The sequence below is a fragment of the Chitiniphilus eburneus genome (assembly GCF_005048205.1).
Classification (GTDB): domain Bacteria; phylum Pseudomonadota; class Gammaproteobacteria; order Burkholderiales; family Chitinibacteraceae; genus Chitiniphilus; species Chitiniphilus eburneus.
The window spans coordinates 62300-77513 of record NZ_SUMF01000001.1 but is presented as its reverse complement, the minus strand read 5'-3'; the positions used below and the strand labels follow the sequence as shown (position 1 = coordinate 77513).

16 protein-coding genes are annotated in these 15214 nt (G+C 62.6%); 6 read left to right on the top strand and 10 right to left on the bottom strand.

Annotated elements, in window-relative coordinates; translation table 11 throughout:
• Positions 1–3: 3 nt before the first annotated feature.
• The 9 genes from FAZ21_RS00360 to FAZ21_RS00320 form a co-directional block, all read right to left on the bottom strand.
• Positions 4–1935 (bottom strand): secretin GspD/PilQ domain-containing protein, encoded by a 1932-nt coding sequence (locus FAZ21_RS00360; RefSeq protein ID WP_136771296.1) that lies wholly within the window; start codon positions 1933–1935, stop codon positions 4–6.
• Complete coding sequence (locus FAZ21_RS00355; protein WP_136771295.1) at positions 1932–2459, bottom strand: hypothetical protein; 528 nt, start codon at positions 2457–2459, stop codon at positions 1932–1934. The genes FAZ21_RS00360 and FAZ21_RS00355 overlap by 4 nt, the downstream gene beginning before the upstream one ends.
• Entirely contained in the window at positions 2459–2983 is a 525-nt protein-coding gene (locus tag FAZ21_RS00350) for a hypothetical protein (RefSeq protein WP_136771294.1), read from the bottom strand. Before FAZ21_RS00350 ends, FAZ21_RS00355 begins: the two co-directional genes overlap by 1 nt.
• A complete protein-coding gene (locus FAZ21_RS00345) occupies positions 2980–3507 on the bottom strand; it encodes a hypothetical protein (protein WP_136771293.1) in 528 nt (175 codons plus the stop codon). Before FAZ21_RS00345 ends, FAZ21_RS00350 begins: the two co-directional genes overlap by 4 nt.
• Entirely contained in the window at positions 3504–4316 is an 813-nt protein-coding gene (locus FAZ21_RS00340) for a hypothetical protein (protein ID WP_136771292.1), read from the bottom strand. The genes FAZ21_RS00345 and FAZ21_RS00340 overlap by 4 nt, the downstream gene beginning before the upstream one ends.
• Positions 4297–5955, bottom strand: coding sequence for a GspE/PulE family protein (locus tag FAZ21_RS00335; RefSeq protein WP_136771291.1), 1659 nt, complete (start codon positions 5953–5955; stop codon positions 4297–4299). The genes FAZ21_RS00340 and FAZ21_RS00335 overlap by 20 nt, the downstream gene beginning before the upstream one ends.
• Positions 5956–6001: 46 nt before the next feature.
• Complete coding sequence (locus FAZ21_RS00330) at positions 6002–7174, bottom strand: type II secretion system F family protein (protein ID WP_136771290.1); 1173 nt, start codon at positions 7172–7174, stop codon at positions 6002–6004.
• A 34-nt stretch (positions 7175–7208) separates the two neighbouring features.
• Positions 7209–7628 carry a type II secretion system major pseudopilin GspG gene (gspG, locus tag FAZ21_RS00325; protein WP_136771289.1) on the bottom strand — a complete coding sequence of 140 codons (420 nt, stop codon included), beginning with the start codon at positions 7626–7628 and terminating at the stop codon, positions 7209–7211.
• Positions 7629–8241: 613 nt separating this feature from the next.
• Positions 8242–8835, bottom strand: coding sequence for a superoxide dismutase (locus FAZ21_RS00320; RefSeq protein WP_136771288.1), 594 nt, complete (start codon positions 8833–8835; stop codon positions 8242–8244).
• Positions 8836–9019: 184 nt separating this feature from the next.
• Between FAZ21_RS00320 and FAZ21_RS00315 the strand changes: the two genes are divergently transcribed.
• A complete protein-coding gene (locus FAZ21_RS00315; protein WP_136771287.1) occupies positions 9020–9946 on the top strand; it encodes a CobD/CbiB family protein in 927 nt (308 codons plus the stop codon).
• Positions 9947–9959: 13 nt separating this feature from the next.
• The gene (locus FAZ21_RS00310) at positions 9960–10610 is read left to right on the top strand and encodes a fumarylacetoacetate hydrolase family protein (RefSeq protein WP_136771286.1); all 651 of its coding nucleotides are present in this window, start codon (positions 9960–9962) and stop codon (positions 10608–10610) included.
• Positions 10611–10663: 53 nt separating this feature from the next.
• Here the strand turns inward: FAZ21_RS00310 and tsaD are convergent, their stop codons facing one another.
• Entirely contained in the window at positions 10664–11677 is a 1014-nt protein-coding gene (gene tsaD, locus FAZ21_RS00305; protein WP_136771285.1) for a tRNA (adenosine(37)-N6)-threonylcarbamoyltransferase complex transferase subunit TsaD, read from the bottom strand.
• Positions 11678–11914: 237 nt separating this feature from the next.
• Here tsaD and rpsU point away from each other — a divergent pair, with 237 nt between their 5' ends.
• The 4 genes from rpsU to dnaG all read left to right on the top strand — a co-directional run bounded on the left by rpsU (position 11915) and on the right by dnaG (position 15135).
• Positions 11915–12127, top strand: coding sequence for a 30S ribosomal protein S21 (gene rpsU / locus FAZ21_RS00300; RefSeq protein ID WP_026262804.1), 213 nt, complete (start codon positions 11915–11917; stop codon positions 12125–12127).
• A gap of 207 nt (positions 12128–12334) precedes the next feature.
• The gene (locus FAZ21_RS00295; RefSeq protein WP_136771284.1) at positions 12335–12775 is read left to right on the top strand and encodes a GatB/YqeY domain-containing protein; all 441 of its coding nucleotides are present in this window, start codon (positions 12335–12337) and stop codon (positions 12773–12775) included.
• A complete protein-coding gene (locus tag FAZ21_RS00290) occupies positions 12775–13215 on the top strand; it encodes a GNAT family N-acetyltransferase (RefSeq protein WP_136771283.1) in 441 nt (146 codons plus the stop codon). The genes FAZ21_RS00295 and FAZ21_RS00290 overlap by 1 nt, the downstream gene beginning before the upstream one ends.
• 6 nt (positions 13216–13221) lie before the next feature.
• Complete coding sequence (gene dnaG / locus FAZ21_RS00285) at positions 13222–15135, top strand: DNA primase (RefSeq protein WP_136771282.1); 1914 nt, start codon at positions 13222–13224, stop codon at positions 15133–15135.
• Positions 15136–15214 lie beyond the last annotated feature (79 nt).

Here is a 15214-nt window from a genome sequence, read left to right as displayed (position 1 = left end):
GTCCTAGCGTCGTCCCATGCCCCCGCCGCGTACCACCGGTTGCGCGACGGGCTGATCCTGCGGCACTGGTTGCGGCACGGGCTGCGCCTGGGGCTGCGGAACAGGCGCAGGCGCCGGTTGCGGCATCGGTTGCGCGGCACCGCCGCCACCGCCGGTGACGTTGACGGTCGACGCATCACGCAGGCGTAGCGGATCGGTAGAGATCGAAGCCTCAGTGCCGCTTTCGAATTGCGTCACGTACTGGCTGGGCACTGGCAGGTTGCGCACGATGCGCGGCGTGATCATCAGGATGACCTCGGTTTTTTTGCGATCGTCGCTACGGCTGCCGAAGATGCGGTCCAGGATAGGCAGTTCGCCCAAGCCCGGCAGAGCGGCCTTGGTGATCTGATTGGAGCGCTGCAACAGCCCGGCCAGTACCTGGGTCTCACCATCACGCACTGACATATTGGTCTCGGCGCGACGCGTACCGATCTGGTAGGCAATACCGCCGCCAGCGGTCGGCACCTTTTCCACCAGGTTCGATACTTCCAGCGTCACCTTCACACCGATGTCGCCTTCGTTGGTGATGGCCGGCTCTACGTTCAGCGTCAAACCCACATCCTGGTAGTTCACCGTTTCCGAGGTAACGCCATTGGAGTTGGTGGTGGTGATCACCGGCAGGCGATCGCCGATCACGACCTTGGCCTTGTCGCGGTTTTTCACCCGGATCTTGGGGTTGGCCAGCAGCGTGGTGTCGCCACGGCGATGCAGGAAGGTGGCCGTGATTGCCGGGTTGCCCAGGTTGACCAGCACATTGCCGCGGTTGATGTTGGCCAGTTGCGACAGCGTCAGATCACCCGCCGTCTTGCCGTCCGGCGTGGTACTGAACTTGGCGGTAACCGAATCCGGGTAGCGAATGCCAAGGTCGAGCAGGTCGGAACCCGTGACTTCCAGCACTTCCACATCGAAGATCACTTCGGACTGCGGCAGATCCTGTGCCGAGATCAGTCGTTCCGCCACGGCAATCGCTTCGGGCGTGTCACGCATGATGATCATGTTCAGGCGTTCGTCGATGTAGACATCGCGGGTCTTCACCATCTGCTTGAGCATCGCCAGCACCTGCTTCGGGTCAGCGTTGTTCAGGTAGAAGGTACGCATCACCAGATCCTTGTAGTCGCGATCCTTATCGGGCCGCTTCGGGTAGATCATGATGGTATTGTCGTTGAGCACCTTCTTGTCGAGTTGATTGGTCGCCAGCAGCAGGTTGATCACATCCTCCACCGTGGTGTCACGGGCGAAGATCGTGGTGCGCAGGGTGGGCGGTACGTCGCGATCGAAGATGAAGTTCACCTTGCCGATGCGGGCGATGATGTCGAACACGCTCATCAGTGGCTGGTCGCGGAACTGGAGCGAGATCGGGCTCTTCAGCGCCTGGGCGAGTGCCGGCTTCAGGTTGGTTTCGCGGGCGCGGCGCGATTCGATGTCTTCCTTGATACGTTGTGCCTGCGTGTTGCGCGGATCATCGGCGAGGATCTGCTTGGCGACCTGGAGCGCCTCGTCGGGCCGCAGATCCTTGTTCTCCTTGGCGAAACGCAGCATGGAATCGCGTTTGACCGCGCCGTCGAGCTGGGCCAGCGCTTCCCGCGCACGATAGTTGTTCGGCTCCCACGACAGCATCTGCTGGTAACGCGCCACAGCACTGTTGTAGTCGCCGCGCTGCACGGCCAGCTCCGCTTCAGCCTGGAGCTGTTGCAGCAACTTCACCAGTTCACGCTCGTATGCGGCACGCAGCTTGGCGTCCTCGGGGTAGATGGCCAGTTGTTCCTTCAAATGGCTCAAGCCCTGCTGGGCATCGCCCTGCTGGATCAGATCCTGGCCTTGATGGCGGGCCTGGTCGGCGGCACAGCCGGCCAACAGCCCGGCGATGACGATGGGGATGATCAACGCGCGCTTCACGGCGTTCCTCCTACCGGCAGCGACTGCTGCTGGTTCAATGGCAGATAGGTAAAGAGAATGGCGTCGCGGGAGATGTCATCCACGCGATACACGCCAAGCAGGGTTTCGCCCTGCTGAATGCGGCCGAGCGAATCGCAACGCCGGCACAGCACGAATTGTTGACCACTGGCCTCGACCACAATCTGGTCGTTGCCGCGTTCATGCCAGGAGCCGATCACCGAGAACGGCAACGCGGGTGCCACTGGCACCGGGGTCGGTGTGGGCGGCCCCGGTGTGGGTGGGGGCGGTGGCGGGGGGGCCCAGCTCTGGGCTGGAAACAGATTGGCCGGGCCGGCCTGACTGGCGCTGGCAGCGGCCGGTTCACTGGCTGCGGACGCATTGGTTGCCGCTGGCCCGTTGGCGGGTGGGCGGGCGCCATGCCGGGGCGCAACCGCTTCCGGCGTCTGCTGCTGTTCCTGGTACCAGGTGTAACCGGCGATGCCCAACGCGATGGCGACGACGATCAGAACGGGGCGCGACACCATTACTGCACCTCCGTCAGGTAACTCAACTGCAACTGGATCGACAACAGTTCGTCGCCGACCTGCAATCGGGACAGCGACACCGCTTCAACGCGCACGCCCGGCAATTTTTCCAGATCATCGATGAAACCGCGCAGATCGGCGTAGCGGCCGTTCGCGGGGAACTGCACCCCGTATCGCACCAAGTGTCCTTCAGCTTCGCTGACTACCCGGTACTCGGATTGCAGTACGGACAGCCGATTCTTCCCGGCCAGTTGTGCCGATTGCCGCAAGAAAGCGGTAAAGCTGTCGGGCGGGTTGAGCGTTTCGTCCTCGACAGCGGAGGCGGAAACTGCGGCGGGCTGGCGCAGCGCGCGCAGGTTTTTGTCTAGCGTCTGTTCGCGGTCGACGAGGTCGCGCTCGAAGGGGATGACTTCCTGGCGGTAGATCAGCAGCGCGCCCAGCAGCAGCGCAACGCCCACCACGCCGAGCAGGCCGGCGTAACGCGACCACTGTCGCGCATGCCATTTCAGTTGGTTGGCGTTCACGGTTTGGCCTCCCGCCAGCGGACTTCGATCGCCGCCTGGACCGGACGATAGGGATCGGCCAACTTCACGCCCTGGCGGGCGAGGGTGACTTTTTCGATTGCCGGACGCGCTGACAACGCATCCACCAACGACAGAGTGGAGTCCAGCGTGCGGCCTTCCAGTTCCATCTTGATACTGCGGTCGGTCACACTGACATCGATACGGGTGTAGGCGACATCGGGGGTCCAGGTCTGCTCGAGGACCGACAGCGCCGGCAGCATGCGCGACTGCTGAGCGCGCAGGATGGCGGCGACCTTTTCATTGGCCGGTTCTTTTTTCTGTTCGGCCGCCTTGGCTTCCTCCAGCTTGCGCTTGCGTAGCGTGTACTGGTCTTCGCGAGTGGAAATTTCGTCGGCGCGCAGCTTGGCTGCGTCCTGTTCGGTCACCACCCAGAACATGGCGATCGCACCCAGCACGGTCAATGCCAGGCCCAGCCACGGCGTGCTGCGGGGCTTTTTCTGGAAGTCGAGCTGCAATGCCTTCATCGCCGGACCTCCCCTTGCTCCCAGTCGCTGCGATTGGCAAAGCGCGTGTGGATGCCGCCCAGCCATTGCACGTCGAAATCGGCCACTTCGCCGGAGAACATCCTCACTTCCGACGACGCGATATAAAGTTGTTCAGGCAGTTCCTGGCCGGCCAGCATCGCCGCATCGCGCACCAGCGCGGCCAGTGCGTAGGGTTCGGCTTCGTCACGCATCGGGTTGGGCAGGGTGACGACGCCACGCCATGCGCTTTCGCGCCGGAATGCGCAGGTGGCATGTTCGCCTTCCAGCAGCAGAAAGCCGAAGTCGCGCCCCTTCAACTTGGCGTGATGCCGGTTGATGGCGCTGGTCAACACCGGCATCAGTCCGGAAAGCCGCAGTTTCTGGGAGCGGGCCAGTTCGGCCAGCGTCTGGTAAAAGCCCTGGTCAACGGCGGCGGCCAGGCGCGGCTTGCCATACGAGGCGGGGGCGACGCTGATGCGCCAGCTTTCCGCCGAGGTGGCGAACTGGCGACCGAACACCAGCCCGGCGTAGTTGTTCCAGTCGCGGTCCTTGAGCAGCCCTTCCTGCCAAGGGACGACCGCGTAGCGGACCCACGCCCCCCCCAGGATCAGTTGCAGCGCATCCAGCTTCAGCGGACCGCGCGGGGCATCGGCCAGCAACTGTTGCAGGCGCATGACGGCGGTATCGGCATTGTTGTCGATGGCGCCGCGCTGGCGTTTGACGGCCGCGTTCCCCGGCCGTCCCTGACTGGCGAGCAGCACTTCATGCCGCGTGAGCCACGCGCTGTGCTCAATCCACAAAGGTGACACGGTTCACTTCCTGCAAGGTGGTTTCGCCTCGGGAGACGGCATTGAGCGCGACGCGACGCATGGAGATGAAGCCATGTCGCGCCGCAAGCTGCTTGATTTCCACCGCAGGCGCGCGGCCCGCGATAGCTTGTTTGAGTTCATCGTTCAGGCGCAACACCTCGGCAATGGCGCGGCGCCCCAGGAAACCGGTATCGCGGCAGGCCTGGCAGCCGCGCCCTTTGCGAAAGCGCCAGGTGGCGACCTGCTCACGCGTGACGCCCGACACCTTCAGCGTTTCGTCGTCGGGCAGATCATCGGTAATGCAATGTGGGCAGATCTTGCGGATCAGCCGCTGCGCCACCACCCCGATCAGCGCGTCCACGAAGCTGTTGGGTTCCACGCCCATATGCATGAAGCGGTCGAGCACCGAGAACACATTGTTGGCGTGCACCGAAGTCAGCACCAAGTGGCCGGTCAGCGCGGCCTGCACCGCAATATTGGCGGTTTCGCCGTCGCGGATTTCACCGACCAGAATCTTGTCCGGATCATGCCGCAGGATAGAGCGCAGACCGCGTGCAAAGGTGAGGCCTTTCTTGTCGTTGACCGGGATCTGCAACACGCCGCCCAACTGGTATTCCACCGGGTCCTCGATGGTGATGATCTTCTCTTCGCCGGTGTTGATCTCGGAAAGCGTGGCGTACAACGTGGTCGATTTGCCCGAGCCCGTGGGTCCGGTGACCAATAGCAGGCCATACGGTTCATGTGCCAGGTTGCGGATCGCCGCCATGGTGGTGTCGTCGTGACCAAGCACATCCAGGCGCAACTGCTTGAACGAATCGCCGCCGCCTTGCTTGTCCAGTACCCGCAGCACAGCATCCTCGCCCCAGATCGACGGCATGATCGAGACGCGGAAGTCGATGTCGCGCTGGTTCATCAGCACCTTGAAGCGACCGTCCTGCGGCACGCGATGTTCGGAAATGTCGAGTTCGGCCAGCACCTTGATCCGTGACAGCACCTGCTCGGCGGTTTCGACGCCATTGGCACCGCCGATATGCAGCAGCACGCCGTCGATGCGGTACTTGATCGCCAGCCCGCTGGCGGTGCTTTCCATATGGATGTCCGACGCCTTCGAGCGCAGCGCGTCGTACAGGGTGGAGTTCACCAGCTTGACGATGGGGTTGGAGTCCTGCGCGATGGTCGCCAGCGAAATCTCGGTAACGTGCTCGCCGCTTTCACCGCCACCTTCGCCCATGGCGATCTGGTCCATGGCGCGATGCGAGGTCTCGAAGCCTTCGAGGTAGGTACGGACATCGTCGAAGTGCGCGAACACCGAACGGAATGGATTGGTCAGGCGCTGCTGTACCCAGTTGCGGGTCACCGGATCGAACGGATCGGCCAGCACCAGCAGCAAGGTACCGTCGGTGTCCTCGACCACCAGGCATTGACGCGACACCGCGTCGCCATAGGAAACGAGATCGTAGCGCGGGAACAGCGCCGAGAGATCGTCCAGCGTCAGGGCAGGCATGCCGAGGAACTCGCCGACTTCGTCGCGATAGCCGGCGTCGTCCAGGCCAAGCGCCTGTTGCACCAGGAAGGGCATGCCGGCTTCGGCCGAGGTCTGGCGCAGGTGGTGGATCAGGTCCAGCGTCAATTCGCTCATGGCGCGATTCTCCGGCGATGCGTCGAGGCAGGGGCGGGGCGCGGCATCATTGCATGTTTCCGGCGAGTTCGAAGATGGGCATGTACAACAAGAACACGATGGTCCCGATCAGCACGCCGATGAACAGCATCAGAATGGGCTCGAACAGCTTGGTGAACATCTCGATCGCGCGTTCCAGTTCCTCATCGCAGAACTGTGCGGCGCGCTCGGTCATCGTCGCCAGCTCACCGCTCTGCTCGCCGACACGCAGCAGTCGTTCGGACACCGGCGTGGTCAGCCCGTACTTGGGCAGCGTGGCCGATACCGACTGACCCGACTTGATATCCACGATGGCGCGTGTCAGCGCCAGCCGCATCGATTGCGGCAGCAATTGCGCCGCCAGCTCCATGGCGCCGACCACGGACAGGCCACCGGCCAGCAGCAGGCCGACCGTACGATAAAAGCGGGTAAGCGCGAACAGCCGGCGATACTCCTCCAGCCGGGGTATGCGCCAGAACAGCTCCTGCAGCATGGTCTGCACGGTTTGCGTTCGCAGCAGGCCGATGATCGCGGCGATGGTGCCGATGATGCCGGCGAAGATCATCACACCATTGCTGTGCACCAGTTCGCCCCACCACAACATCACCTGGGCAGCGAAGGGCAGGGTCTTCATGCTGGCGTAGATCTGGCTGAACTTCGGAATCACATAGAACAGCAGGAACAGCATGATGCTGCCACCAATGGTGATGATGACCAGCGGGTAAACCAGCGCCGATACCACTTTCTTGCGCACCATGGCCAGGCGCGATTCGTAGTGGTGGTAGCGCTTGAGCGCGTCCGCAAGGTGGCCGGTCTTTTCGGCCGACCCCACGGTGGCGATGTATAGCGGCGGAAAATGCTCCGCCATGGTGGAGAGCACGCGCGACAACGGCAGCCCCTGGTACAGACCCTCGATCATCCGGGTCAGCACGACGCGACTGCCATCCTGCCCGCTTTTGTCGCGCAGGGTTTCCACCGCTTCCACCAGCGTCAGGCCGGCTTCGAGCAGCGCGATCAACTCCTGGGTGAACAGGGACAACGCGAAGTCGCTTTTCTTCAACGTGAAGCGACGTTCCGCGTGGATGGACACGGCTTGCAGGCCCTGGCTGCTGAGTCGCTCACGCAGATCCGCCTCATTGGCGGCATCCAGCTCGACTTCAGTCAGGCGCCCGGCCTGCAGCGCTTTGACCTTATAGCGCATGGGGTATCACCCGGTGGCGATGGGGTGATGGGGATCAGAACACGATGTCTGCGTCTTCGCCCGTGCCGCCTTGCTTGCCATCGGCACCATAGGTCAGCAGATCGAATTCGCGGCCGTTTTCACCCGGGCGGCGGTAGATGTAAGGGCGATCCCACGGATCATTGGGCAGTGCCTTCGCCAGATAGGGACCATTCCACTTGCTGGATTCGGCGGGCTTTTCGCTCAGCGCCTTCAGCCCCTGCTCGGTCGTGGGATAGCCACCGGTGTCCAGACGATACTGGTCCAGCGCGTCGCCGAGGGCCTTCATCTGGCTGGCGGCGGTCTTGGCGCGGGCTTCGCCGACGCGGCCGAACAGGCGCGGGCCAACATAGCCAGCCAGCATGGCGATGATCAGGATAACGACCAGCAGCTCAAGCAGCGTGAAGCCGCGAGCGAGTAAGCGTTGGTGTTTCATTTGTAATTATCTCTGGGTGCGATGTTGCGACGCCGTGACCAGTTACGTGCCACGGGCTTCCCTTCCTCCGGCCATCATCCTAATACGCGCGCCGAACAGGGATCAAGCATGCCGTATGCTGCAAACCTAATATTGTCGCGGCTTTGGCGGTGATGGCTAGGACAATGGAAAGCGATCGGCGATGTGCGATGAGGCTGTTGTAAGCCGGCATGGTTCAACCGTTGATATGACTTATGGATGTAAGCCGGCAGAGGGCTGCCCACGCCGGACGATCGGTGGCTGGCTGGCTGAGTCGGGTGCCGCCAATTACCAGGAAGGGGCACTGCATGATACGAGGCACGTGGCATCGCCATGCTTTGGCTGTTGTGACCGGGTAACGGTTTGATACGCCAAGCGTCTTGTCACAAGGTCTTGAAGGGCGACTGCGAACCGCGGTGTTCTGGTCGGAACGGAGTATGGCATTTGGCGCGGTGGGGGCCGGTAGCCGGGCCACGGATACCAAATGGCGGGTGCGGCTGGCGTCAGCAATGAAAAAGGGAGAGCAAAGGCTCTCCCTCTTCTTCAACCTGCCGGAGCCGTTAAGCCCCGATGAGCGGACGTGTCTGGATGGGGCTCAGGCGGCGAAACGCTGGGCCACGGCGTTCCAGTCCACCAGCTTCCAGAAACCGCCCAGGTAATTCGGACGGCTGTTGCGATAATCGATGTAGTAGGCGTGTTCCCATACGTCACAGGTCAGCAGCGCGGTATCCGCGGTGGTCAGCGGTGTCGCGGCATTGGACGTATTGACGATATCCACCGAACCGTCGGTTTTTTTCACCAGCCAGGTCCAGCCAGAGCCAAAATTACCGGCGGCGGAAGCATTGAAGGCCTCCTTGAACTTGTCGAAGTTGCCCCACTTGGCATTGATGGCCTCGGCCAGAGCGCCGCTCGGAGCGCGGTCTTCACCGGCGGAATTGGGAGCGAAGCCGTACCAGAAGAACGTGTGGTTCCAGATTTGCGCCGCGTTGTTGAAGATACCGCCGGCCGGTGCCTTCTTCACAATCTCTTCCAGCGCCAGGGCTTCGTACTCGGTGCCCTTGATCAGATTGTTCAGATTGGTGACATAGGTCTGGTGATGCTTGCCATAGTGAAACGAGAGCGTTTCAGCGGACATGTGCGGGGCCAGGGCATCCTGGGCGTAGGGCAGTTCGGGCAGTTTGTGTTCCATGTCGATCTCCGTGTTATGAACGCTGGTTGAATTCTGTTTCTGCAATTGATGTCGAGCAGGAGGACTGGGGGCGCAACCCCGGATTTTCAAGAGGCTGGCCTTGCGACTTCGGTGCATGCCTGGCCTGTGGTAGGCTTGCGGCCGACAGAATGAAGCCGGCCCTGCTGTCAGGAACATAAACAAGATGACCATTTTATCCCTGATCCTTGCTCTCGCGCTGGAGCAGTTGCGCCCCATCAGCAACCGCAATCCCGCTTACCTGGCCTTCATCCGCCTGGCCAACCGCCTCAAGCGCGCACTCAATGCCGGTGAATACCGCAACGGCGTGTATGGCTGGCTGGCGGCCATGGTGCCGTTGCTGGCGGTCGCGGTCGGCGTTTATTTCCTGCTGCGCTGGTTCACGCCGTTGCTGGGCTTTGCCTGGGCCGTACTGGTGCTGTACCTGACGATGGGTTTTCGCCAGTTCAGCCATGCGTTTTCCGGGATTTCCAAGGCGCTCCAGGCCGACGACCTGCCCACGGCGCAGCGGCTGCTGTCCGAATGGACCGGCCAGCATGCGTCCGAAATGACCGCCGACGAAGTCTCGCGCGTTGCGGTGGAGCAAGGCCTGATCGACTCGTATCGCTATGTGTTCGGCACCGTGTTCTGGTTCGTCGCGCTGGCCTGGTGTGCTGGGCCGGCCGGAGCGGTGCTCTATCGCGGGGCCAGCCTGCTCTCGCAGAAATGGGGTTCTTATGCCGATACCGACCCGTTCGGGCGCTGGGCGATGTCGGTGCAGGAATGGCTCGACTATGTACCGGTCAGGCTGACTGCGGCCAGCTTCGCCATCATGGGTGACTTCGAAGACGCCATATACTGCTGGCGCTCGCAGGCGCGAGCCTGGGGCAACTACGCGCACGGCATCCTGCTGGCCGCTGGCGCCGGGGCCATCGGCATTCGGCTGGGTGAGGCGCTGCATCAGGATCACACCGTGAAATTCCGTCCCGAGATCGGCATCGGTGATTATGTCAGCCCCGATTACCTGGCCAGCGCCGTGGGCCTGATCTGGCGCTCCGTATTGCTGTGGGTGGCGGTGATCCTGTTGTTCAGCATCACACGCTGGCTGGCTTGAAACCGGAGGTCCTATGACGACGATCCACATCGGTGACCGCGCATTGCGCGTCGCGAACATCTTCTGCGTGGCGCGCAATTACCTGGCTCATGCGGCCGAAATGGGCTCCAGCATCGGGCCGGAACCAGTGGTGTTTCTCAAGCCCACGTCCGCGTTATTGCAAGAGGGCGAAGCCATCCCCCTGCCCGGTTGGTCCAGCGATATTCATCACGAGGCCGAGTTGGTGGTGGCCATCGGCCGTAGCGGACGCAACGTCGATCGTTCGGCGGCGATCTCGTACGTGGCAGGTTACGCGCTGGGCCTGGATCTGACCGCGCGCGATGTCCAGGCGCAGGCCAAGAAGAACGGGCAGCCGTGGACCCTGGCCAAAGGCTATGCGGGCTCGGCCGCGCTCACCGGGTTTGTACCCGCCGCAGCGATCCCCTTTCCGGGCGAGGTGACCTACCGCCTGGAAATCGATGGTGAAACCCGGCAATACGCCGAGGCGCGGTTGATGGCCTTCGATGTCCCCGCGTTGATTGCCTGGATTTCCGAGCGTTTTGGCCTGACCGAAGGCGACCTGATCTTCACCGGCACACCCGAAGGCGTGGGGCCGATTCATCGTGGCGAAACGCTGCGGCTGGTACTGGGCGGGCTGATCGACCAGTCATTCGCCGTGGCCTGATGTCCACCCGTTTGGGCCTATGAAAAACGCCGGCATTCGCCGGCGTTTCGTTTTCAGGCCGCGGGCAGGCTCGCCAGCGCCCAGCGTGGCTTGGCGCCATAGCTGTAATCGTGCTGTGCATACTTCAGGCGCATCGCGCCAGCGTAGGCGATCATCGCTCCATTGTCGGTGCACAGTGCCAGTGGCGGATAGAACACCTGATAGCGGCGCTTTGCCGCCGCGTCGTCCAGGCCGGCGCGGAGCTGCTTGTTGGCGCCGACGCCGCCAGCGATCACCAGGCGTTGCATCCCCGTCTGCTTCAAGGCGGCCAAGCACTTCTTGGTCAGTACTTCGACGATGGCTTCCTGAAACGCCGCACAGATATCGGCGCGGGTCGCATCGTCCAGCGGGGACTGCTGCTGGACGAGGTTCAGTACCGCAGTCTTGAGGCCAGAAAAACTGAACTCCAGGTCGCCGGAGTGCAGCATCGGTCGCGGCAGCTTGAAGCGCTTGGGGTCGCCCTGTTCAGCCAGCTTCGATAGCGCGGGACCGCCCGGATAGCCCAGATCGAGCAATTTGGCAGACTTGTCGAACGCCTCACCGGCAGCATCATCCACGGTTTCGCCGAGCAACTCGTAGTCACCGATGCCGCGCACCGCCATCAACTGGGTATGGCCACCGGAAACCAGCAGTGCCACGAACGGAAATGCAGGACGTGGTTCGGCCAGCAGGGGCGAGAGCAGATGACCCTCCAGGTGGTGGACGCCGATCACAGGCTTTTGCAGCGCGAACCCGAGCGCATTGGCGACGGATGCGCCCACCAGTAGTGCCCCCGCGAGACCAGGGCCCTGGGTGTAGGCAATGGCATCGACGTCCGCCAGCGCCGTGCCGGCTTCCTCCAGGCAGGATTCGGTCAATGGCAGGACCCGGCGAATATGATCGCGCGAAGCCAGCTCCGGCACCACGCCGCCGTATTCGGTATGCATGGCGATCTGCGAATGCAGGCGGTGGGCCAGCAGGCCGCGTTCGCTGTGGTAGAGTGCGACGCCGGTTTCGTCGCACGACGATTCGATCCCGAGGACCAGCATGGCGCGCTTCCAATGATGCAAAAAAGCGACATGCTAACCCCTTCGCGCCGACTGGTCGATTTGCCCGGGCATGAACGGCTGCCGGCCATTTCTGGTGAGATGGCGACGGGATGACCTGCGCTTGTCGTCGTAAGTGCTTGCCGGCAAAGCGAAGGTTTTGACATCCCCTTCCAGTCCGGCGTACACTCCACGCCTTTCTCCAAGTGTCTAACCTTAGACTTAACAGGATTTCGCTCGATGCCTTCTGTACGCGTTAAAGAAAACGAGCCGTTTGAAGTAGCAATGCGCCGCTTCAAGCGCGCGGTGGAAAAGACGGGTCTGCTGACCGAACTGCGTTCGCGCGAGTTCTACGAAAAGCCCACCGCTGAGCGCAAGCGCAAGCTGGCTGCGGCCGTGAAGCGTCACTACAAGCGTCTGCGCAGCCAACAACTGCCGCCGAAGCTGTACTAAGACTCGCCAGTCGAGTCCGAGCAAAAGGCCGCCCCCGAGCGGCCTTTCGGTCTTTCTGCCATGCCGCTGCGCGGTGTTGCTTTTTCCGCCCTGTTGCCATCGCCCGTCGTAATTACGCCATCCTCGTGGCCTGGCGTGCTGCGGCCGGGGTGGATGAGTGGCTGTGCCATTGCCAGGCGGAACCACCTTCAGTTCCAAGGAGCATCGATGAGCCTCAAAGCCCGTATCCAGGAAGACATGAAAACCGCGATGAAAGCCCGCGAGGCCGATCGCCTGGGGGCGATTCGCCTGCTGATGGCCGCCATCAAGCAGCGTGAAGTGGATGAGCGCATCGAGCTGGACGATATCGCCATCGTCGCGGTGATCGAAAAGATGCTGAAGCAACGCAAGGACAGCATCGAACAATACGAGGCCGCACAGCGCCAGGATCTGGCCGACAAGGAAAAGGCCGAGGTCGTCGTGCTGACCGCCTACATGCCGCAACGGCTGTCCGAGGCGGAAATTGCCGTGGCCGTGACCGAAGCCATTGCTGCGCACGGCACGACGCCTGCTGCCATAGGCAAGATCATGGCCGACCTCAAGGCCAGGCTGTCCGGCCGTGCCGATATGGGCGAGGTAAACAAACTCGTCAAGGCACGGATGGCCTGATGCGGGTCAGGCTCGCCACGGCGGGCGATCTGCTGGCTGCGCTCGAACTTTTTGCCGCGCTCAACCCGGACGACCCGATACTCGACCCGGCCACGGCCGAAAGCACCTGGGCGCAGTTGCTGGCGCACCCGGGCGTCTCGGTGTGGCTGGCGGAAGTGGACGGCCAGACGGTGGCTACCTGCACACTGATCATCGTGCCTAACCTCACGCGCAATGCGCGCCCGTATGCGCTGATTGAAAACGTCGTCACCCTTGCACACCATCGCCGCCAGGGGCATGCCCGCGCCGTGCTCGAAGCCGCATTGTCGGCAGCCTGGGCTGCCAATTGCTACAAAGGGATGCTCTCCACCAGCGCGCGCGAGCCGGGCGTGCTGGATTTCTACCGGCGCTGCGGATTTCGCGACGGGATCAAAACCGGCTTCGTGGCAACAGCGCCCTGATCCGCCATGGCTCGTATTCCCGACTCCTTCATTCAGGATCTGCTCAATCGGGTCGACATCGTCGACGTGGTCGAGCGTTACCTGCCTCTGAAGAAAGCCGGCCAGAACTACGCCGCCTGTTGTCCGTTCCACAAGGAAAAATCGCCGTCGTTCACAGTCAGCCCGACCAAGCAGTTCTATCACTGCTTTGGCTGTGGCGCGCATGGCTCGGCCGTGGGCTTCGTCATGGAGTACGAAGGGCTGTCCTATCCCGAAGCCATCCGCAAGCTCGCGGAGTCGGTGGGATTGCAGGTGCCCGAAGAGGTTGGTGGCGCCCCGGAGGCGCCCCGTGCCGAGCCGGGCGTGTTCGATGCACTCAAGCTGGCGAGCGATTTCTATCGCCAGCAGCTCAAGACTGCGCCACAGGCCATTGCCTACCTCAAAGGACGCGGACTGGAAGGGCGCACAGCGGCCCGCTTCGGCCTCGGCTACGCGCCAGGGGGCGAAGACTGGCAGCCATTGAAGAAAGTGTTTCCCGATTACGACTGGAACAAGTTGCTGGCCGAAGCGGGCCTGGTGATCGACAAGGAAGATACCAAGCGCCGCTATGATCGCTTTCGCGATCGGGTGATGTTCCCCATCCTGAACCAGCGTGGATCGGTGATCGGTTTTGGTGGCCGCGTGATGGGGCAGGGCGAACCCAAGTACTTGAATTCCCCGGAAACGCCGGTATTTGAAAAGGGCCGGGAACTGTACGGCCTGACCCAGGCACGTGCCGCGATTCGCGACGTGGGCCGCGTGCTGGTGGTCGAAGGCTACATGGACGTGGTGATGCTGTCGCAGCACGGGATCGAATACGCCGTGGCGACGCTGGGCACCGCTTGTACGCCGGATCATCTGAGAAAACTGCTCAAACTGGCCGACGACGTGGTGTTCTGCTTCGACGGCGACAGGGCGGGGCGCAAGGCTGCATGGCGGGCGCTGGAAAACAGCCTGGACCTGCTCGCCGACGGCAAGAAGCTGACCTTCCTGTTTCTGCCGGAAGAGCACGATCCCGACTCGTACGTACAGGCGTTTGGCCGCGAGCGCTTCGAACAGTGCGTGCGCCAGGAGGCGACGCCGCTGGCGCAGTTCCTGCTGCGCGAGCTGTCCGGCCAGGTGGAGCTGGAAAGCGATGAAGGTCGGGCTCGGCTGGTACATCTGGCCAAGCCTCTGCTGGCGCGCGTCAAGGCTCCGGCCTATGCGGTGATGCTGAAAAAACGCCTCGCCGAACTGTGCCGCTTGGAATTGAGCGAACTGGAACCCATCTTGTCAGGACAAGACGGGCAAAGGTCAAATCGCGAGCGTCACGAGTCTTCCAGCAGAAATGATGGTTCGTACGGGCGTGACGAAGGCTGGCAGGGGAATCGCGAACGGAGCGGACGCAAGGGCGAATGGCGCGACGGCAAGTGGCGTGACCGCCCGCCGCAGCGACAAGCGCTGACACCGCCGAAGGTGCGGCAGGATCCCGTCGAACGGTTGACCCAACTGGTGCTGGCAGACCCCGAGCTGGCGCGCTCGGGCGAGCCAACCTGGACGAGCTGGCCGGCACAGGAGGCGACCCGATTGTTGCGGGCGGTGCTCGATGCGGCGCGCAATTACGGCCAGTTCGATAGTGGCATGCAACTGGTGGAACTGTGGCGGGGCGAAAGCGAGTTCGAGCGCCTGCTGCGCTTGTCGTCGCAGGCCACGCAGATTTTCGGACGAATGGAGGGCGACGAGCGTCGCATCGAGTTCGCCGAGACGCTGGCCGCCGTCGGGCAGGCGCTGGAACGACCGGCTACACTGGATCGCAAGGCAGAACTGGAGTATCGGGCGGTGAACGGAGGTCTCACCGAAACCGAAAAACGCGAGTACGAAAACCTGGTCCGCGAGGCGCAGCGGCAACGATTTCACCGGTGATCGGAATTTAATCGACCGCTCCGGGTCGTACCGATCTGATATAATCCTCGGTTTTTCCGAATCTTTCCGAGTCCCACGA